General features: G+C 51.8%; 21 protein-coding genes. 8 read left to right on the top strand and 13 right to left on the bottom strand.

Translation table 11 applies throughout. The features are described 5' to 3' along the window. Positions 1-76 precede the first annotated feature (76 nt). The 4 genes from CMUST_RS04875 to CMUST_RS04860 form a co-directional block, all read right to left on the bottom strand. Positions 77-1,618 (bottom strand): sensor histidine kinase, encoded by a 1,542-nt coding sequence (locus CMUST_RS04875; RefSeq protein ID WP_407922002.1) that lies wholly within the window; start codon positions 1,616-1,618, stop codon positions 77-79. 2 nt (positions 1,619-1,620) lie between these two features. Next, positions 1,621-2,313, bottom strand: a complete 693-nt coding sequence (locus CMUST_RS04870; protein WP_047261566.1) for a response regulator transcription factor — start codon at positions 2,311-2,313, stop codon at positions 1,621-1,623. Positions 2,314-2,569: 256 nt separating this feature from the next. After that, a complete protein-coding gene (rpmF, locus tag CMUST_RS04865; protein ID WP_047261565.1) occupies positions 2,570-2,743 on the bottom strand; it encodes a 50S ribosomal protein L32 in 174 nt (57 codons plus the stop codon). A 22-nt stretch (positions 2,744-2,765) separates the two neighbouring features. Next, positions 2,766-3,032 carry a type B 50S ribosomal protein L31 gene (locus CMUST_RS04860; protein WP_047261564.1) on the bottom strand — a complete coding sequence of 89 codons (267 nt, stop codon included), beginning with the start codon at positions 3,030-3,032 and terminating at the stop codon, positions 2,766-2,768. Positions 3,033-3,369: 337 nt separating this feature from the next. Between CMUST_RS04860 and rpmB the strand changes: the two genes are divergently transcribed. The 4 genes from rpmB to rpsR are packed head-to-tail and all read left to right on the top strand — an operon-like array spanning position 3,370 to position 4,347. After that, entirely contained in the window at positions 3,370-3,606 is a 237-nt protein-coding gene (gene rpmB / locus CMUST_RS04855) for a 50S ribosomal protein L28 (RefSeq protein WP_047261563.1), read from the top strand. Between the two features lie 2 nt (positions 3,607-3,608). After that, positions 3,609-3,773 (top strand): 50S ribosomal protein L33, encoded by a 165-nt coding sequence (gene rpmG, locus CMUST_RS04850; RefSeq protein ID WP_006063179.1) that lies wholly within the window; start codon positions 3,609-3,611, stop codon positions 3,771-3,773. A gap of 3 nt (positions 3,774-3,776) precedes the next feature. Beyond that, a complete protein-coding gene (gene rpsN / locus CMUST_RS04845; protein ID WP_047261562.1) occupies positions 3,777-4,082 on the top strand; it encodes a 30S ribosomal protein S14 in 306 nt (101 codons plus the stop codon). A 16-nt stretch (positions 4,083-4,098) separates the two neighbouring features. Next, entirely contained in the window at positions 4,099-4,347 is a 249-nt protein-coding gene (rpsR, locus tag CMUST_RS04840; RefSeq protein ID WP_047261561.1) for a 30S ribosomal protein S18, read from the top strand. Between the two features lie 177 nt (positions 4,348-4,524). On the opposite strand, the gene CMUST_RS04835 is transcribed toward rpsR, so the two are convergent. Both CMUST_RS04835 and CMUST_RS04830 read right to left on the bottom strand, forming a co-directional pair. Then, positions 4,525-5,346 carry an HpcH/HpaI aldolase/citrate lyase family protein gene (locus tag CMUST_RS04835; RefSeq protein WP_047261560.1) on the bottom strand — a complete coding sequence of 274 codons (822 nt, stop codon included), beginning with the start codon at positions 5,344-5,346 and terminating at the stop codon, positions 4,525-4,527. A 20-nt stretch (positions 5,347-5,366) separates the two neighbouring features. Next, positions 5,367-6,071, bottom strand: a complete 705-nt coding sequence (locus tag CMUST_RS04830; RefSeq protein ID WP_047261559.1) for a hypothetical protein — start codon at positions 6,069-6,071, stop codon at positions 5,367-5,369. A 158-nt stretch (positions 6,072-6,229) separates the two neighbouring features. On the opposite strand from CMUST_RS04830, the gene CMUST_RS04825 reads away from it, so the two are divergent. Genes CMUST_RS04825 through CMUST_RS04815 form a run of 3 tightly spaced genes read left to right on the top strand, consistent with a single transcriptional unit; the run spans position 6,230 to position 8,138 of the window. Next, entirely contained in the window at positions 6,230-6,451 is a 222-nt protein-coding gene (locus CMUST_RS04825) for an AbrB/MazE/SpoVT family DNA-binding domain-containing protein (protein ID WP_047261558.1), read from the top strand. A gap of 14 nt (positions 6,452-6,465) precedes the next feature. Continuing rightward, positions 6,466-7,389: an ABC transporter ATP-binding protein gene (locus CMUST_RS04820; RefSeq protein ID WP_047261557.1), complete on the top strand. Its 924-nt coding sequence runs from the start codon at positions 6,466-6,468 to the stop codon at positions 7,387-7,389. 2 nt (positions 7,390-7,391) lie between these two features. After that, positions 7,392-8,138 carry an ABC transporter permease gene (locus tag CMUST_RS04815; protein WP_047261556.1) on the top strand — a complete coding sequence of 249 codons (747 nt, stop codon included), beginning with the start codon at positions 7,392-7,394 and terminating at the stop codon, positions 8,136-8,138. 139 nt (positions 8,139-8,277) lie between these two features. Here the strand turns inward: CMUST_RS04815 and CMUST_RS04810 are convergent, their stop codons facing one another. The 7 genes from CMUST_RS04810 to CMUST_RS15855 form a co-directional block, all read right to left on the bottom strand. Next, the gene (locus CMUST_RS04810) at positions 8,278-9,069 is read right to left on the bottom strand and encodes a fumarylacetoacetate hydrolase family protein (protein WP_052844537.1); all 792 of its coding nucleotides are present in this window, start codon (positions 9,067-9,069) and stop codon (positions 8,278-8,280) included. A gap of 46 nt (positions 9,070-9,115) precedes the next feature. Further along, positions 9,116-9,388: a hypothetical protein gene (locus tag CMUST_RS04805; RefSeq protein ID WP_144414126.1), complete on the bottom strand. Its 273-nt coding sequence runs from the start codon at positions 9,386-9,388 to the stop codon at positions 9,116-9,118. A gap of 96 nt (positions 9,389-9,484) precedes the next feature. After that, positions 9,485-10,969: an MFS transporter gene (locus CMUST_RS04800; RefSeq protein ID WP_047261554.1), complete on the bottom strand. Its 1,485-nt coding sequence runs from the start codon at positions 10,967-10,969 to the stop codon at positions 9,485-9,487. A gap of 106 nt (positions 10,970-11,075) precedes the next feature. Further along, entirely contained in the window at positions 11,076-13,388 is a 2,313-nt protein-coding gene (locus tag CMUST_RS04795) for a sialidase family protein (RefSeq protein ID WP_052844536.1), read from the bottom strand. A gap of 579 nt (positions 13,389-13,967) precedes the next feature. Beyond that, a complete protein-coding gene (purH, locus tag CMUST_RS04790; protein WP_047261553.1) occupies positions 13,968-15,536 on the bottom strand; it encodes a bifunctional phosphoribosylaminoimidazolecarboxamide formyltransferase/IMP cyclohydrolase in 1,569 nt (522 codons plus the stop codon). Continuing rightward, entirely contained in the window at positions 15,533-16,165 is a 633-nt protein-coding gene (gene purN / locus CMUST_RS04785; protein WP_047261552.1) for a phosphoribosylglycinamide formyltransferase, read from the bottom strand. The genes purH and purN overlap by 4 nt, the downstream gene beginning before the upstream one ends. Positions 16,166-16,176: 11 nt before the next feature. Further along, complete coding sequence (locus CMUST_RS15855; RefSeq protein ID WP_144414125.1) at positions 16,177-17,856, bottom strand: cell division protein PerM; 1,680 nt, start codon at positions 17,854-17,856, stop codon at positions 16,177-16,179. 318 nt (positions 17,857-18,174) lie between these two features. On the opposite strand from CMUST_RS15855, the gene CMUST_RS04775 reads away from it, so the two are divergent. Next, positions 18,175-18,888: a M23 family metallopeptidase gene (locus CMUST_RS04775; protein ID WP_047261550.1), complete on the top strand. Its 714-nt coding sequence runs from the start codon at positions 18,175-18,177 to the stop codon at positions 18,886-18,888. The last annotated feature ends 146 nt before the right edge of the window (positions 18,889-19,034 follow it).

Genomic DNA, 19,034 nt, shown 5'->3' with positions numbered 1-19,034 from the left:
CGTGTGAAAGCCTGAAAATAAGCTGTGAATAAGACGATGTTCCCGCACCTGGAGTACGTACAGGTGCGGGAACTCACTAGTTTTCAATAGAGTCATGCGCATTACGGAACATGGTAGCCCGTCCTTGTTTCGGCCGAGACTCGTGGGCATTAGCGATAAACTGGTCCTTGCTCGGTTTCTTGGGAGCTAAAACCAAATCCTCGGGATGCTCGTAGCCCGGCATAATCAAGCGGAACATTGCTCCACCATCATCCGATTCCTCGGCTGCAATAGTGCCGCCATGGCGTTCAACCACTTGTTGCACAATTGCAAGTCCCAGCCCAGAACCGGGCATACTGCGCGCTTGAATGCTTCGATAGAAACGCTCGAATACTTTTTCGCGGTCTTCCACTGGAATTCCCGGACCCGAGTCGGAAACCGTAATCTGGACTTTGTCTTCACTTATGCGCTGCATATCAATGCGTACCACTCCGTCTGCTGGCGACCACTTAGCGGCGTTATCCATGAGATTTAGAATTGCACGACCTAGGGAGTGACTATCGCCCCACATGTACCACGGCATGGTATTCAACCGGAACTCCACGTCTGGCCGACGCCTACGCACCCGCTCCAAAGCGGTTTGTGCCACCTCCGCGAGGTCTGTTTCTTCCAGTTCTCGTTCCGGTGCGTCTTCACGAGCCAGATCAACCAGATCGCCGATAAGGGTCGACAGTTCTTCCATCTGCGCCATGACGTCATGCTCCAATGCTTTCTTTTCCGCATCGGAGATCTGCGGCGCACCTGGCTTTTGCATCAACATCAGCAACTCGATATTGGTACGCATGGATGTCAACGGAGTCTTCAACTCGTGACCAGCATCGGCCACCAACTGCGCTTGTCGTTGTCGGGATTGATCGAGTGCCGCCAGCATCTGATTAAAACTCACTGTCAGCAATGCCAACTCATCGTTACCGACAACCGGAATCGGAGTGAGCTTCTGGGTTTTTGTCACTTGATCCACGGCAGACTGTAATCGCACTAACGGTCGCAAACCTGCGGATGCTACAACGATTCCCGTCATGATGGACAGTAGAATGCCTAGACCACCAAAGGTCAATAGCGCCAACCCAAGCGTGATGATCAGATCCTGAGTATCGGTCATGTCCCTCGACAAGATAACGGTCGCGCCTGCATCGTTAGTGGCACGAAAAACCCGATCCCCGTTAACCGTTGCAACGGCGGTCTTCTCCCCCTTGGGCAAGGCCAATAGAGGCAAATCATCACCAGCGGTGAAGTTCCAACCAGGAAGCCGAATGGAGATTCGAGTGTCGGCGTTATATGCCCGGAAATAATCCACTTCGCTTTTTACGTTATTAAAAAAGCTAGGATCGACTGTCTGGGAAAGCAACGCGTTCGCCTTGGCCTGTAGGTCCTTATCCACGCTATTAGTCAGGGTTACTGATACTGACCAATATGCGAGAACCGTCATGACGCCAACGGCAATCGCCACCATGCTTGCAGTGAGCATGGCGACGCGCCACCGAAGCGATGCTTGTTTCCCCCACCCGTCGTAGGTGTCACCAGCAAAAGCCCCCCAGTCAAGCGCATTTGGCTCAACCTCGGGGGACGGTTTCCTCAAGATCACGGAGCAGTATCTCGCAGCACGTAACCTACACCGCGAACCGTGTGAATCAAACGAGGCTCACCCTCTTGCTCCGTCTTACGACGCAGATAACCGATATACACTTCCAGCGCGTTCCCCGAAGTCGGGAAGTCGTAGCCCCACACTTCCTCTAAAATAGTGGACCGGCTTAACACCCGACGCGGGTTGGTCATCAACAACTGCAACAACGCAAATTCGGTGCGGGTCAGCGATATGGTGCGATTACCGCGAACCACATCGCGTGTCTCTGGATTGAGCTTGAGATCTTCAAAGGTGATTTCGGTTTGGTTGGTAGCCCCTACCGCCTCGGCAGCTGCTCGACGCAGCAACGAACGAACCCTGGCGAGAAGCTCTTCTAGGGCGAATGGTTTTGGCAGGTAGTCATCCGCGCCTGCATCTAAACCAGCCACCCGGTCACTTACCCCGTCACGGGCAGTTAGAACCAGAATCGGCCGGTCATCGCCGTGGCTGCGTAAATGGCGGCAAACCTCAAGGCCATCCATCTTAGGCATCATCACGTCGAGAATAACCAAATCTGGTTGTTCCTTCTCGATCACTTCCAGGGCCTGTTCACCATCCTCGGCGGTAACGATTTCGTAGCCATTAAAGGACAGGGAGCGGCGCAGCGAATCGCGTACGGCCTGCTCATCATCTACTACAACGATTTTCATCTTCCCAAGTATGCCCCATCTGCTCTATTTGAGCGGAAAGCGAATGTTTGTTTACACAAAGCAACCAAACATAATTGATAAGGTAACAACCAAATTATATATAAAAAACGGCGTTATTCGCCGAAAACCAATAAAAATAAACCGCGTTTACCATAAGAAATTGCTGTATTTTCGCCGGTTATTCACTTATATATAAAAAATACAAAATGGCAGACACCTGATAGATTAGATGTCTGCCATTGCATGCAATTATTTATTAGAACTGCTCAACCTCGACCAGTCCGAGCTGAGCCGCCTTAACCAGTCGACGCGGAATGCGTACAACCTGGCCATCGATGGTCACCTCTTGAAGGGCGACATTGTCAGCCTTCCACTGGGAACGACGGGAGCGTGTGTTAGCACGCGACATACGACGCTTTGGAACTGCCATTGTTTATTTCCCTCCTTATTACTTAAGACTTCTTTTGGCGACGAGCCATGCCACCAAATCGACGCTGGAACTTCTCGACACGACCTGCGGTGTCCATCACACGCTGTGCACCAGTCCAGAATGGGTGTGATTCACTGGTAACGTCTACCACGATTAGTGGGTATTCGTTACCGTCTTCCCATTGAATAGTACGGGCGCTGGTTGCGGTGGAACGGGTTAAGAACTGGAAACCAGTACCCGCATCCTGGAACACAACCGGATGGTAATCCGGGTGGATATCCTTTTTCATTTTTCTCCGATTCCCTCAGGATTGAAACTTCAGGTCGCTTCAATAAATATTGATCGTGCCTGAGTTGGGTTTCGTTTTATACGTACAGTGGATATGACTCAACTAAGCCGTCGAGACAACTTGATAGAGTTTAGCGCCCTTGCGGCTAAAACAGAAATTTCGACCTTGTGGGGCCGTCGAAAAGCAAATATCCGTTGCCGCCAGGTAAAAATTAGGCATATGCGCGCACATTATGTAAGATCGTTTTTTGCTGTTGTCGAAATTGTTCGTTTTACGCCCCGGTCAAGCTCGCATAATTGCAGGTTGAACAGTGGGCGGCTAGGAGAAAGTTAAGTCCATGTCGGCTATTTGCCAGGTTACGGGACGCAAGCCGGGTTACGGTAAGTCCGTCTCGCACTCGCACCGACGCACTTCTCGCCGTTGGAACCCCAACGTGCAGCGTCGTAAGTTCTACCTGCCCTCCGAGGGCCGTACCATCACTTTGAACGTATCCACCAAGGGTCTGAAGGTCATCGACCGCGACGGCATTGAAGCCGTTGTAGCAAAGATCCGCGCTCGTGGAGAGAAGGTCTAAAGATGGCACGTAATGACATTCGTCCAATCATCAAGCTGAAGTCTACGGCTGGCACCGGTTATACCTACGTCACCCGTAAGAATAAGCGTAATAACCCTGATCGCATTACCTTAAAGAAGTACGATCCGGTAGTCCGCAAGCACGTCGAATTCCGCGAGGAGCGATAATCTATGGCTAAGAAGTCCAAGATCGCCAAGAACGAGCAGCGCAAGGAAATCGTCGCCCGCTACGCGGAGCGCCGTAACGAGCTCAAGGCAATCATCAAAAACCCAAATACCTCTGATGAGGATCGTCTGGATGCGCAGTTCGAGTTAAACCGCCAGCCACGCGACGCCTCCCCAGTCCGTGTCCGTAACCGTGACGCTCACGACGGTCGTCCACGCGGCTACCTCCGCAAGTTCGGCGTGTCCCGTGTCCGTATGCGCGAGATGGCTCACCGTGGTGAGTTACCTGGCGTCCGTAAGTCCAGCTGGTAATTTTTGGGAGTATCTAATGAAACGCACTAACATGAAAAAGGTGCGGATGGAACAATCCCGCCGCCCTAAGAAGAACCCTCTCAAAGCTGCAGGCATCGAGAAGGTGGACTACAAAGACATCAATACTCTTCGTCAGTTCATTTCTGATCGCCACAAGATCCGTTCCCGCCGCGTAACCGGCCTGACCCCGCAGCAGCAGCGTCAGGTAGCAACCGCAGTGAAGAACGCTCGTGAGATGGCTCTCCTACCGTTCACCAGTCGGTAAATCCGAAACTGGGACGCAACGCTCCAGATTTTCCTGGAAGCGATAACAGCGCAAAACGCTCGGCCTTCGGGTCGAGCGTTTTGTCGTATCTTGGGGCCTTCCACACCGCACAACAATCCAGTGACAATAGAATGTCGGGCTAGTATCTATATCACTAACCCAACAGCACGACGTGCGCTAGTTTCCGGCCCGATCTAAAATCCGTCGCGCTTGAGCTATGAGCGGTGCGTCGATCATCTCGCCGCTGAGTTTAAAGGCGCCTGGATGGTTCGCAGCTTCCGCCACTACCGCCTGCGCCCATTCAATCTGACTATCTTCTGGTTGGTAGGCAGCACGCACAGTAGCTACTTGACTCGGGTGAATGCAAGCCGACGCCGCAAATCCGGAACGCGCCGCATCAACCGCCTCGGCAAACATCCCAGCTTCATCCCGAAAGTCTGAATGCACCGCGTCGATGGTGATCTTCCCGGCCGCAGCGGCGTGGATATGCATTAGCGATCGGGTCAGTCGCATCGTCTCGCGATACATCCCGGAATTCGCTTCATCCCGCCCAAACCGGGAGTGGGTACCACCTAAGCCCATCGTGAGATCCTCTGCTCCCCAGAACAGGCCGACAACCGACGGGTGTTCTGCAATTTTTTGAATATTAACCACCGCTTGCGGGGTCTCAATCATGGCAATGACGTCGAACTTTTCTAAGCACTGCGGAATTTCAGCGTACACCTTCGGTACCATAACCGTAGTGTACGGTGTGCTCGCGACAAATTCGACGTCGGCTAAAAAGTGCGGATCAGTGGGACCAACCACCCGAACGATGGTTGCAGCAGGATCGAGCCCAGAATTTCGGATGTTCGCGTAGGCGATGTCCCGATCAACATCGCCCGCCCCGTCTTCCAAATCTAGGATCACCATGTCGGCCGCTGCGGCTGCTTTGGGGATGATCTCAGACCTTCCGGCCGGTGCGAATAAGATGGCGGGACCCGGTATATGCAGTGTCATAGCTTCTTATAGTAGCCGGGCTACACGATGTAGACCATGGCGTTATACCCGCCGTTGCAGGCAACGAATTGCCCGTGATCCAGGCAAGTCATTTCGTAACGGTGGTCTGTTAGTGGCGAAAGCGCCATGAAAGTTACGCTGCCGTCATCGAATTCATCCAAGTGCACTAGGAACGAGTTGTAAACACTTTCGGCAAACCCGTCGCTTGTTGAGTCGTTTCCAGCATAGTATCGGCTATGCTTCCACGAGTCGAGATAGACCTGTACCGGTTTCTCGTTAATCAACCGTGCCGTTGGGGGCAGAAAATCTGGCACCACTGCTGGCGGTGGTTTATTAGGGTCGAAGGTTCCATCTCCCCCACCGCCAGGTTGGCTGCCTTGGCTCGAGCCGTTGCCGGGCTGATTGCCTTGTCCGGGATTATTCGATCCGGGCGGCTTATTATTTTGGTTTCCGGTATTTCCGGGGTTCGCTGCTGGCGGCTGTTTTGTTGGTTGCCCTGGATTTGGTGGTGGAACTATCGGGTTCGGATTCCGCGCGTTATTGCTTTTCGACGCGATGACGCTCGCGGACGGTGGCGTATTGCTTCCGGCATTGTTGTTCTCGGCCTCGCCACCCTTGAACACATACAAAAACGCTAGGACAAGCACGATCGCGCTTAGGCTCACGACGGCGGCGATCAGTGCGGCGGTTCGGTTTTTGGAATCGGACTCATATGGCTGTGACATCGGAATGTCCTCCTTTCTGTAGCTTCGGTGGAATATATCTCTTACCTGTATTATCGCGGTTTTTGTGGTGTGTATTACTTCCGATGATAATGACAAGCTATTGAGGTTCAAGTATTATTAGTTATACAAGTTATACGAGTAATACGGAGGCCGGAGAGATGATCCCACCACAAGAACAGCCACCAGCGGGAAAATTCGCAGCCACACTCACCATCGGCACCAAAGGGCAAATCGTCATCCCCCAAGGAGCGCGCGAACTTTTCGGATATAAACCTGGCGATAAAGTTCTCCTCCTTGCCGATCAAGAACGCGGCATTGTCATCCTGCCCGCCTCCGCCATTGATTCGTTCCTGCCCAGTGTCCCCATTCCCGATCATTAGGAAGGAGAGAAATCATGACCGCCATATCGTGTAAAAATCTCAGTCGAAAGTTCAAGGAACTACGTGCGGTAGACGACGTCACCTTAACCGTCGAAAAGCATCAAATTTTCGGGCTACTCGGCCCCAATGGCTGTGGGAAAACAACCTTGCTGAACCAAATTCAAGGGTTAGACACTCCCACCGCAGGCAGCGTCTCGGTACTGGGTTTAGATCCACGAAACCAACGAGAAGAACTCATGCCGCGGATTGGTACCCAGCTACAGGAAGCCGCAGTCATTCCCCGACTTAAGGTGCGTGAAGCTCTAAGCACCTATGCCTCGTTCTACAGCGAAGCAACAACAGACCCATCGGAATTGTTAGCCGCGTTGGGCTTGGCGGGGACTGAAAACCGACGCGTCGATAAGCTATCCGGCGGCCAACGGCAACGGGTTTTTATTGCCCTTGCCCTCATCCACAACCCCGAATTGCTATTTTTCGACGAGCTCACCTCCGCATTGGACCCACAGTCGCGGCTGACCATCTGGGAGATCCTGCGCAACCTCAAGGCTGAGGGTCGAACCATTATGCTCACCACCCACTCCATGGCCGAGGCGGAAGCGCTATGCGACCGGGTGGCAATCATGGAAGCAGGGAAAATCATCGCCGAAGATACCCCTCAGGCTCTGATAGCGGCCCACACTGGCGGCTCCGCACTACGGCTGGAAGTCTCAGCCCCACCACAAATCGAATTACTCTCCGCAATCCCTGGACTGCGTCGCATTGAGTGCACCGACAACGTGGTCACCGCAACCGGCACTGCGGACTTTGCGCCAGCAGTCATCACAGCACTGGCGGAACAAAACATCACAGCAACAAATATGACGTTTACCGAGGCCACCTTGGAAGATGTTTTCCTTGGCCTCACCGGACGTCCTCTAACCCCACGGAAGGAGCAGTAACAATGCGCGGCTATAGTCACCTCACCCGGGCGTTTTTGCTCTCTCAGCTTCGCGAACCGGTCGGCTTTTTCTTCCTTCTCATCCTGTCCCCCATGTTGTTAATAATCCTGGGCTTGATTTTTGGCAATGACCCGAACCCGGCCTTCGGCAATCGGGGATTCATCGACAATATGTTGCCCGGACTAACAATAATGTCAATCCTCATTTTGGGCGTTTCCTCCGCACCACTTAATCAGGTGATGTTGCGTTCCACTGGCGCTCTCACTAGGCTGCGTGCCACCCCACTAAAGGCACGTACCTACGTGGCGGCGGATCTCACGGTGAATTTCGTACTGGGGCTTATCGGTGCGATCGTGACGCTACTTCTTGGAATTGTGGCGTTCGGCGTTGACTGGCCCAAGCACTTCGTCTTAGTACTATGCGGTCTAGTAATCGGTTTAATCACCTTCCTCGCCATTGGCGCCTTCTTGGCAGCGGTTTATCCCAGCGTGGCCGCAGCAACCGGTATCAGCAATGGATTGCTCATCACGCTCATCATGACGTCCGGAATCATGGTTCCCACCGAAGTAATGCCGGATGGGTTGTCGACGGTGATGAAGTTCTCACCGGGCTACCACCTGGCCGAAATCATTCGTGCTTCGTGGACTGGCACCACCTGGCCTTGGGTGTCTGTCGTGGTTCTTATAGGTGTCATGATCGTCTTTGGCGGCTTGGGTACGTTGTTATTCAAATGGGAATCAACCAAATAACGACGAGAACTGCCGATCCTCTCCTCCCTCTCACACAAGCGAACTTAACCAATAGCTGTCCCACAATTTATAGAGTGTGGAACAGCTATTGGTTATACTTTTGGATTCAGCCAAGGCCGAAGAATCATCAGTTGTGGCACTACAATTGTTTAACGGGATTGCGCAAAGTGCCTATGCCGTCGATTGTTACTTCAACCTCGTCGCCATCTTCGACAGGAATAGGGCCCGGAGGGCAACCAAAAGAAATTACATCGCCTGGCTCAAGTGTCATGTGGGTGCTGCAATATGCAATCGATTCGGCAACGGACCAGATTTGTGCAGCGGTCGACTCGTGCACAAGTTGTTTCACATCAGCACCTCGCTTCAGATTTGCTGTAATTAGTGTGTCCTCTGGATCCACAACATCCGTAGACACGACTGGACCGATCGGACAAAATGTATCAAAACCCTTGCCACGTGACCATTGACCGTCACCTTGCATGACCGAAGGCGCAGACATGTCGTTGCAGATAGTGTATCCAACCACATAATCGAGCGCTGTTTCAGCACTAACGTTCTTGCACGTTTTGCCGATGACAGCGGCTAGCTCTGATTCAAAAACGGCACCCGCTGCCATCGGGGGTACTTCAATTGTTTCTCCATTGCCGATGATTGCAGATGGTGGCTTCAGGAAGAAAAACGGGTCGCGATCAATTCCCGGACGAAAAGCTTCAGTGGGGTTAGGCATGAACGCGCAGGCCATGGCAACGACCTTTGAAGGATTCACCACTGACACTTGGCGAATGTCATCCATAGAAATTACTTCACCTGTTAACTCCTTGTTTTCCGTTAGCTCTTCCCAGCTACGAGCTTTGAGAATCTCTGCATTATCTGATGCCAACGATGCGAAACGAATCTCACCGTCGTTACAAAGCACACGAATGATTTTCACTGTACAAATTTCCTTTTAGTTAATGATGCTTCCCACCAGTGACTTATCACAAGCCGACTAGCAGACCAGATTCTTTGATGGTAGCGCGATTTTTGGCTGCTGCTTCTTCAAGGATTAACCATGCGATGGTGGTGCTGATACCAATTCTGCGTGCCAGCGTTGTACAAAGCACCAACACCTGAAGTTGTACCAGCGTCGACCCTTGGCGCAAAAACATTTTCGAATAGAGCTGACAGACCATTGCGGTCTTTTGAGCCAAAACCCGGTAGCTTTTTGACGGCAACGCGGTGCAGTTGTACCTAGCCAACGGGATCAACATTACCCAGACCTGAAACCAGAGCATCAGAACCTGCTAGGTATGCACCGTCGACAACCAATTTCGCGCCTAGTTTTCCTTGAAACTAGATACTCATATTTAGGTCTTGGCTATGGCCTCGTCGTTGCCGTCTTCAGGGCGCACCGCAGACGAATCAACCAGCATCTGTAGACGCCGAGGAATATTGAAACCAATCGAAAGAATCACTATGCCAGCGAAACCAACAGAAAGCACTGCCAACGCGCCACCCAGGGACCATTTGTCAGCAATAGCAGCGCCTAATACGGGGCCGACCGCACCACCAAGCGCACCTACGTTATAGCAAAATCCCAAACCGGCTGCCCGCTTTTCAACTGGGAAGTAGCTTGAGACCCACTTCGGAAGAAGTCCAGAAATTCCTTGTCCAAACATTTGGTTAAAGAAAAGAAGTGCAGCAACCAGCGCAACCCATTTTCCATCTTGCAGGAATAGCGGGAAGACAATGGTTTGCGATATAAGCAGACTGATGACATACCAGCGACGCATGCCAAAGCGATCACCAGCGAATCCCGCAATGATGTAACCTGCAGCATTTCCCAAACCTGCAAAGGTTACGACACTGGCTACTGTGGCGGGATCCATTCCAACCCCCTTGAGGTATGTAGGAAGCAAACCTTGAATTGGCCAGGTATACATGAAGGAGGCGAAGATCGTGATCATGATGGAAATGCCGATCACCCAACGTTTAGTATCAAATTGAACAACGAAGGCAATGAAAATAGCTCCAGTTGCAACCGCAAGGGCAGCAATTGCCCACACTGGGATGCTTAATTCACTGAAGATCAGAAGCAACATTATCGATGCTCCGATGACTCCCAAAAGATTTACTATCTTACGAGATCCACCGAACAACACATGGAGCATGTCGTTTTCTTTTTCTTGCTCACCGGATTGTGCTTCCCAATCATCTGCTTCGGGCAAGTTAGTGCGCATATAGATTGCGACGAGGATAGGAACAATTCCGGTTAAAAAGAGCGCACGCCAACCCCAGCCTGGATGCCACGACTCTACCCACTCGGCGAGGTAACGATCAACCTGCGCTGCCAGAATAACACCAAAGGCGAAACCTGACAGTAGAAAACCCGAGGCCTTGTTACGCATATGTTTCGGCCACGACTCGATAATATAGGTGGCTGAAGAAGAATACTCGCCTGCCATCGCAAAACCAATAAGTAGTCGGCAAAGGAAGATCACCCAATATGCTGGGGCGAAAGCCATAGCAATGGAAGCCCCCGCAAACATGAAAATCGAGACGATCATGGCGGGTTTACGCCCAACCTTGTCCGCAAACGCTCCAAGTACCAGTCCGCCAAGCCAGCGCGACACAAAGGCTGCGGATACTAAGGAAGCTCCTTGAACAAGGGTTAGGTCAAAGGCGGCGATAATCGCTGGCAGGGCGAATGAGATGAGCACAAAATCATAGCCGTCCAGCAGTACTCCCAGCCATGCTGCAAAGAATGCCCGCCATTTTTCTTTTGAGAGGCATTTGTACCAAGGCAGACCTTCATAAGTCGCAGGCTCCGAACTTGCAGTCGGAACAGACATGTCAATACTCCTTTTCAGAGTTGCATTTTTAGATGAGGATTCAGGAAACGCATTACCGCTATAGAGTGGCGGCAGCCGTGATAAATAAGAACCACAATGCGTGTGTTTAGCTGATGGTGCTTAGGGAGGCTGTCAGCCATTCTTCGTCAATTTCGGAAAAGAATAGACCCTGCCACTCTCTTTCCCAAAGCAACCCAAGTTTCCCGTTAGGCAATTGAGCCATACATTGATATACGTAGTGTCGAGGATTGAAAACTCGATTATGCGGCCATGTGCGGCCGTCATCAAAGGACACTCTCAGCACACCGCATCCCCTGAAAGGAAGCATCTGACTCGCATTAGCAAATATGAAGGCTTCTCGACCATCGCGGAAGGTGAAGTTTATCGCATTGGGTTGCGAGAAAATCTCGGTTAGTTGCTCAACATAATCAACCTCACCCCAGGTTTGCCCACCGTCTTCGCTTACTGCGTGAGCCACTCGGCCGCTAGGGTGTTGGTTGCGCATGTATACGTGGATATTCCCGCTTTTTCCTTCGATGATCGCCGATTCATGCAACGAGCCAATATCATCATTCAGATCTCGTGAAGAGATGGTCTTGCCAAACAATTCCCGACCGTCATTGGGAGAATCACCCAAATGCCAGGTGCGACCAGCATCATCCGTGTAAATTACAGCACAGGAAAAGGTAATGCCTTCCTCATGGTTGTAATAAACCGGAATTAAAATGCGCCCTTTATATGGTCCTTTCTTAATCTGAATCCCGTTTCCTGGCGAAGTTCCAAAAAAACGATTCCAGTCCTTCTTCACCTGTGCGGTGATGTCAATAGGTTGCGACCACGTTTCACCATCGTCATCACTGTAGATCATCTGTAAGTAACAGGTTCGAGCGCTCAAGAGGCTTTCATTCGGATCAACACCTTCAGCTAAGTGGATGTTTCCTCGTTGCTCCGAACCAACAAACACATCTCCATTGTCTTCAACACGATATTCTGTGGTTCCCCCGTTTTCATCCAATACCGCACCCGACTCAGCCAAAGAATACTTCCTACCGGTTTTATCGAATAGCAGCTTGTGCCCCTGCTCGTCGAAACCTGTGCCCACCTTACAGTTAGGTTGACCAATACCACCTGGGAAGTGATCGATAAGAACGATTACTCGTCCAGATTCTTCATCTTGTACGACTACGGAGTCGATAACGGAGGCCCCCAGCCGACCGGAACCTGGATACACGATGAGAGTTTGGGGATCTTCCCACGTGGTTCCTCCATCTAGGCTGCGTCGGATAACAAAATTGATGTCATTAGGGCTGTCATTGGCTATAGACACCCGCTGATCCGCCCCTGCAATGACCACTCCCGACTTGAGGGTGATGAGTGAGGGAATTCGGTAGCTTTTGGAACCTTTTAGACCTGTATCAAACAAAGCGCGCGTTGGAATAGGCTCGGCACCAACAAGTCGCTTGATCTGGAAATCAGACAAAACCGCATCATAAATATAGGCAGTTTGAGCTTCACCAAAAAGTCGAATTCCGTCAAGGTTCGCCCCCACCGTAACTCGACTAATATCCCCAAGATCAGCGAAAAATGCCTCACCAGGAACGTGTATTAAGGGTGTCCCATCAGCATAAAGATCGATGGCACCGCGTCCACTCACGAGAATAATATCGTGCCAATCACCGTTATCGTAATGACCTGGGGAAACAACATCAGCGACGGCAACGCCATCACATATTAAGCGGTAGTATAGATCGCCGTTCTCAACCCCCAGCTCCAAATGTCCACGCGAACCGCCAGCTGCGATGATGGCGCCTCCTTGGCCTTCACCACGGGTGCGGAATCGGGCACGTAATGCACCTTGCCTTAGTGATCCGCACCGTTGTGCATCACGATCAGACAACTGCGATGCCGCAAATTGCAAAAATGGCTTAGCCGCAGGAGAAGCCGCCGCAACTGCCCCAAGCGAAAGCGGACGATCCCAGACCCTTAACCGAATTGGATTCATAATCCGATCTGGATCCACAACAAGAGAGGTGACGTCAAGGGCGTCAAACCAAGCCGCGAGCGTCGCAGAAAAAGCTTCGTACCCGTCGACAAAGATATGAAGTCCAGATTCATTGGCGCTCAGACCAACGCAATGGTTGTGTCCGTCGTCAAACCCCAAGGCGTCCTCCGCATCGAGCCAGCGTTGTTGGCCGTCGAAAACAAAGTCTCCATTGAGGCGACCGCCCTCGATACGTAGTTCGATGCGACCGTTGGTGCCATCCATCACCAGCAAAGTTCCGTCTATCGTGGTAGAAAATTCGAGAAGTAACGTACCTTCTTTGGTCAGAGGACAAACGGACTCTAGATCCACTTCATGCTCGCCCCAGGTATCCACATCAAGAATGACTTTGGGGACATCATTGGAATGTTTCGCCATTATCCAGCCTTTCTGCTTTAGTACTGTGTTCAAAGAGTGTGGAAGAAGACGAATATTCAGATTTTGTGTTGGTAGAGAAACACATACCCTTTAGATACCCACAGGCTAACACGATCATCAGACGTCTGACGTGTGAAAAATATGACGTGCGACACATCTTACAAGCAGAGAGACTTGCGACTACTTTTGGCCATGCCGAGGCTTATGCCACATAGATTGGTAGGGATCAAAAGACGAGCGAAATAACGATCACGTCAGCCATGTCGGATAAAAACCTGGTGGAAAACTCATTAGCCGAAGTATCTTCCAGTTTTAGCATTTTTCCGCGTTAAAAACGGAGCAGGCATTTTCAAGGTGGACCCGGCGAACCGCCATTCACGAGTCCGCTATGCTTTTGCCGTTCAATTACCGGCGCTCATGCGAAATATAACTCTGGTTGAGGGAGCACCTGGTCTCACCGCCTGACATATGCCAGCTGCTTCCACACATATTAAATTCCACCCAGACTGCAGAAAAGAAAAAGTCCCTGGTAAGTAGTCAGGTTTTTCTCTACAACTACTCACCAGGGTAGGAAAAATCTTAGTGAGCGAAGTGGCGCGCTCCTGTTAGATACATGGTGATACCAGCAGCTTCGGCGGCGGCAATAACCTCAGCGTCGCGGATGGAGCCACCAGGCTGGACAACTGCCGTCACTCCCGCGTCAGCAAGAATCTGGAAGCCATCGGCGAAGGGGAAAAAGGCATCGGAAGCGGCCACAGCACCCACTGCACGCCGAGTTTCACCTGCCAGGGTGTTAGCGCGTTCAACAGCAAGTTTTGCCGCATCAACCCGGTTTACCTGACCCATACCAACTCCAACTGTTGCGTTATCTTTGGCAAGCAAGATGGCGTTGGATTTCACCGCACGCACGGCTCGCCAGGCGAACTCTAGTTCCGTTAGTACCTCTGGTGTGGCCGCGGTTCCAGCCACCAATGTCCAATTCGCGGGGTTGTCTCCATCAGCGTCAATGGCGTCACGTTGTTGCACTAACAGTCCACCAGAGATTTCGCGGCGTTCCACCGGTTGCGAGCCGGTTGGGGCGTCCACTTGAAGAATCCGAATGTTTTTCTTCTGCTTGAGTATCTCTACAGCTTCTGTTTCATAGCTGGGTGCGATGATAACTTCGGTGAAAATATCGGTCACTTGCCGTGCCATTTCGGCTGTAACTTCGCGATTGGCTGCGATCACACCGCCAAATGCCGAAACGGGGTCACACGCATGCGCGTTTAGGTGAGCCTGGGCGATTGACAAATCGGAAACGGCAATGCCACACGGGTTGGCATGCTTGATGATCGCCACACAGGGGCGTTCGTGATCCCACGCTGCCCGCCACGCAGCATCGGAATCCGTGTAATTGTTGTAGCTCATTTCTTTCCCATGCAGCTGCGTGGCCCCAGCTAAGCCCACACCGCTGGAATAAAGAGCAGCCTGTTGATGCGGGTTCTCACCATAACGCAATACGCTGCTTCGTTCCAAAGTTTCACCGATCCATGCTGGGAAAACTTCAGCCTCATCAGCAATTTGTGACCCCATCCAGGAAGCTACAGCAACATCGTAGCTTGCGGTATGCCGAAATGCGTCTACAGCAAGTTCTGTGCGCTGCGCGCGGCTAAAACCACCGGAGGCGATGGCTTTAGCTACGTCGCTGTAGCGTTTCGGATCGACAATCACTGCAACCGACGGGTGGTTTTTAGCTGCGGCTCGAACCATAGAAGGTCCACCGATATCGATTTGCTCCACGCATGCGTCGAAGTCGGCACCTGAAGCAACTGTCTCAGAGAAAGGATAGAGATTCACAACGACTAATTGGAACGGTTCGATACCAAGGTCACCGAGTTGGTTTAGGTGATCGTCTTTGCGGGTATCGGCAAGGATTCCGGCATGTACTCGCGGGTGGAGGGTCTTTACCCGCCCTTCTAGGCATTCCGGGAATCCGGTGAGCTTATCCACCGGGGTCACGTTAATTCCTAGCGCTTGAATTTTTGCGGCGGTAGAACCAGTCGAAACGATTTCCACACCTGCATCATCGAGTGTGCGGGCAAGCTCTGCCAAACCGGTTTTGTCGTAAACGCTAATAAGTGCGCGTTTAATTTCCTTGCGATCGCTCATAGGCGGAAGTTAACCTCTCCTTGTTGTTCTCCGCCGCCATGACCTAGGGTGGCGGAGTTGAGTACTGTCACGATGAGACGGCGCTCAACCTGCTTGATGCGTTCATGCAGATCTGCTTCACTCTCTCCTGGCAGAACTATTACTGGTTCTTGGGCAATGATCGGTCCAGTATCGACCCCTTCATCAACAAAATGAACCGTGGAACCCGTGACTTTGACGCCATATGCCAATGCATCCCGTACCGCATGTGCTCCTGGAAATGATGGAAGCAACGCTGGATGAGTATTAATGATCCGCCCAGAGAAAACAGCCAGGAAATCCGGCCCCAGGATTTTCATAAAGCCAGCCGAAACAACCAATTGCGGTTTCCGCTTTTCGACGGCGTCAGCCAACCGCTGGTTCCACTCCACCCGATCCGCACCAGGGGCTAGCGGGACACATTCGGTGGGGATTCCAGCTGCTTCGGCGCGTGTAAGCGCGGGACACTGCCCATCAGCGACCACCCCAACGACCGTGTAATTAGTTCCCTGGTTATCAATGATTGACTGCAACAACGTGCCGGAGCCAGAAACCAAGACAACGATCGGCAAAAGTTGATCATGGATAGTGGATGTATGGGTGCGGGTCACGCAACAATACTTTAGTTCTTATCATCTAAACCTTCTACTTCAGGTTCCCCCGTCTCAACTTCATTCCTTATATATATTGCATCTTCAGCAACATCATCAACATGAGTCACATTATCAACATGGGTCACAGGTTCTTTTGTGCCTATTTCTTCTTCCAGCTGAGTTGACTCAAAGGTTTCTAGATTCACCACGTCCGCCACCTCATCATCGGCATCCACCGCAATCGCATCATATTCAGCCTCTTGACTTAACTGCTCAAAAGATTCAGCATCTGCCAATTCTGACGCGTTCTCATATGATCCAGGGCCAGCAGCGATATCCCCACCCGATACAGCTTCTCCCCCCGAAACTTCACCTACCCCTTCAGCCTCAGACACATCATTAAGTTCTACATCCTCCTCAAGCTCCACCACTGCCAGCTCTTCAGATCCAGCCTCCTCGACAGCTGCCAATACCGGTTTTTGGATAATGTGACCCACGATCGCCATGATGACACCAACAATCGCGACCCAGGCGGCATACAACGCCGCCGACAAGAAAATACGGGGGCCGGTGATACCGTAAATACCCACTTCCCCATGAGTGAGCAAGGTTAGCAAAAGCATCCATAGCGCCGAGAAAGCAATTAATGCTGGCAATTCAATAAACCGCGGTACCGATTTAAACACCGCAATAACAACAGCCACAGCAGGCAACGCCAATAATGCCGCCCCAAGCGGATGTGTTGCGGCTGGCACACCAGCCAACAGTGGCAGTGGTGGCAATGGAACCAAGGTCACGCCAAACAACCCCACTACAGCGTTTCCCATAGTAAATTCAGAACCGGCAGTAACCGCTAACGTTGTTATTGCAGCGTTTGGTAGATACAAGATAGACAACAATAGCGCCCCAAATAAGCCCCAACCGTGGTAGTTGTCCATAATTTGTTGCAGAGTATCTAGGTGGAAGCCAATGGACACCAGGTAGACCACACCTGCAAGAACAAGACCAATAACGATTATCCACCCAGCAGAGATCGCTTGATCCACAACCCATAGCGGCACACCGAGACGACGCGCGATAGCTTTCCACAACCGGCGCCCCATTCCCAGCACCATCACCATGGAGTGCACCAGAATCGTCTTTAACAAAGTGGGTACAAGCGGCGGAATTGAAACATCAAAAACATAAGAAGCGTCGTATAGCATCGCAATCGCGGTCAAAGTGAGAAGCAGTGGGATCCCCACGACACATCCACTAAGGACAACCAAGTCAGCAATACTTACCCGATCCCGCACCACTTCGTGTACCCGGCGAGACAAAACAGCAATTAGTACCGCACAGGGCACTAGCGGCATAACCGAAACAACGTAACCCCCACCAGCAACAGGCAAACCATTGACCGCCAGCCATGATTGCGCGATTGTCGCAGGTAGCGCGGACATCGGCGCTGAAGCCAACAATAACCCGATGATTGAGAGCGCAATTATTAGAAGAATCACTACCCCCAGCGGGAACAATATAACTGGCATATAGCGGCGTAACCGTCGCCCAAGCGTAGGATCAACAATATCAACACTAGCAGTCGGGTTTTTCCGACCAGTTTTTCGCAACCCCCCACCAGGCCGGGATGTCGAACCCGAAGCTTGCCCCGATGGCCCTCGCCGGGGTCGTCGATTCATTCCAATGTTCAGGTTCGACTTTTTACTCATTCTTTACACTCTAGCGACCGCGCCCCACTCAATTGGGTGTGACGCGGGCGCGAGTGAGGAAGAATTTAAAGAAAAAATTACCTTTTTGTAAAATTTTCACGTATCAACAAACTGCCATGTAGTAACCTATTTTCATTGAGGATTAACCAAGGGAAACGTTAAGGAGATTCATATAGAGTCCCCAAAACGGCTTGCTTGACTCGAAGTAACCCGCTAGTGTTACCTCTCGGAAGATAACAAGATGGTTACAAACTGATCTGGAGCGTAACGCAACCGGATCGTAGCCAAGATTGATAAATGTAAGGGAAGTAGGGCTCCATGCAGCAGACGCGACCAAACAATGGTGGCAAGCACCGCAAGCAGACCACCCCAATTAAGGGCCGGGTCGCTTTCGTAGCAGCAGCAACCGGTGTTGTTTCTACCGCAGGCGCAACGGGAGCCGCACTGGCTCACACCGCGCAAGCCGAAACCGTAGGCATTCAACTCGCATCTAACGATCTCCCAGCGATAGGCTCATCAGCACCACAAATCCTAGCCATCGCCGAGTTTAAGCCAGTGGTTAATCTCCACGACCAGCTCAACAAGGCTATCGCCTACTCTCAAGAACTTGCCCAGGCAGATGAAGCGGCACGTACCCCTAAGGTTTCCGTCGCTCGCCCCGCAGAAGGTGTATTCACCTCAGGATTCGGCCCTCGCTGGGGCAGCTTCCACGCTGGCATTGACATCGCCAACGCAGTGGGCACCCCAATCCTCGCCGTTATGGACGGCACAGTCATCGATTCCGGCCCAGCGTCCGGATACGGTAACTGGATACGCATCAAGCACGATGATGGCTCTATGAGCGTCTACGGACACATGGAGACGCTTGCTGTTGCAGTTGGCCAACGAGTCCAGGCAGGACAAAACATCGCAGGCATGGGCAACCGTGGCTATTCCACCGGCTCCCACCTTCATTTCGAAATCCACCCAACCGGCAACGGGGCAGTTGACCCTGTTTCCTGGTTCGCTGAACGCGGAATCACGATTTCCTAAAGCCCCCAACTTCCAAGAAACCTCGGCACTTTATTGAGTGTCGAGGTTTTTATTTTTACGGCAGGTCACCCACCAGGGCTTTTGCTGCAAAACCGCTAGTACCCCCGCGTGAGTTCACCCGCACCCCACCCCCACCCCACCGCAAA

Origin of the sequence: Corynebacterium mustelae (assembly GCF_001020985.1) — a bacterium.
Classification (GTDB): domain Bacteria; phylum Actinomycetota; class Actinomycetes; order Mycobacteriales; family Mycobacteriaceae; genus Corynebacterium; species Corynebacterium mustelae.
The sequence above is the reverse complement of the archived record's forward strand: the minus strand, read 5'-3'. Positions and strand labels throughout refer to the sequence as shown.

Bases quoted from the DNA above. Each gene is read 5' to 3' on its own strand.
- CMUST_RS04805 (WP_144414126.1), bottom strand. From the start codon at position 9,388: ATGTTGATCCCGTTGGCTAGGTACAACTGCACCGCGTTGCCGTCAAAA.
- CMUST_RS04775 (WP_047261550.1), top strand. From the start codon at position 18,175: ATGCAGCAGACGCGACCAAACAATGGTGGCAAGCACCGCAAGCAGACC.
- CMUST_RS04860 (WP_047261564.1), bottom strand. From the start codon at position 3,032: ATGAAAAAGGATATCCACCCGGATTACCATCCGGTTGTGTTCCAGGAT.
- rpsR (WP_047261561.1), top strand. From the start codon at position 4,099: ATGAAACGCACTAACATGAAAAAGGTGCGGATGGAACAATCCCGCCGC.
- purH (WP_047261553.1), bottom strand. From the start codon at position 15,536: ATGAGCGATCGCAAGGAAATTAAACGCGCACTTATTAGCGTTTACGAC.
- CMUST_RS04820 (WP_047261557.1), top strand. From the start codon at position 6,466: ATGACCGCCATATCGTGTAAAAATCTCAGTCGAAAGTTCAAGGAACTA.
- rpmB (WP_047261563.1), top strand. From the start codon at position 3,370: ATGTCGGCTATTTGCCAGGTTACGGGACGCAAGCCGGGTTACGGTAAG.
- rpmG (WP_006063179.1), top strand. From the start codon at position 3,609: ATGGCACGTAATGACATTCGTCCAATCATCAAGCTGAAGTCTACGGCT.
- CMUST_RS04830 (WP_047261559.1), bottom strand. From the start codon at position 6,071: ATGTCACAGCCATATGAGTCCGATTCCAAAAACCGAACCGCCGCACTG.
- CMUST_RS04825 (WP_047261558.1), top strand. From the start codon at position 6,230: ATGATCCCACCACAAGAACAGCCACCAGCGGGAAAATTCGCAGCCACA.
- CMUST_RS04800 (WP_047261554.1), bottom strand. From the start codon at position 10,969: ATGTCTGTTCCGACTGCAAGTTCGGAGCCTGCGACTTATGAAGGTCTG.
- CMUST_RS04870 (WP_047261566.1), bottom strand. From the start codon at position 2,313: ATGAAAATCGTTGTAGTAGATGATGAGCAGGCCGTACGCGATTCGCTG.
- CMUST_RS04815 (WP_047261556.1), top strand. From the start codon at position 7,392: ATGCGCGGCTATAGTCACCTCACCCGGGCGTTTTTGCTCTCTCAGCTT.
- CMUST_RS15855 (WP_144414125.1), bottom strand. From the start codon at position 17,856: ATGAGTAAAAAGTCGAACCTGAACATTGGAATGAATCGACGACCCCGG.
- CMUST_RS04795 (WP_052844536.1), bottom strand. From the start codon at position 13,388: ATGGCGAAACATTCCAATGATGTCCCCAAAGTCATTCTTGATGTGGAT.
- CMUST_RS04835 (WP_047261560.1), bottom strand. From the start codon at position 5,346: ATGACACTGCATATACCGGGTCCCGCCATCTTATTCGCACCGGCCGGA.
- rpsN (WP_047261562.1), top strand. From the start codon at position 3,777: ATGGCTAAGAAGTCCAAGATCGCCAAGAACGAGCAGCGCAAGGAAATC.
- rpmF (WP_047261565.1), bottom strand. From the start codon at position 2,743: ATGGCAGTTCCAAAGCGTCGTATGTCGCGTGCTAACACACGCTCCCGT.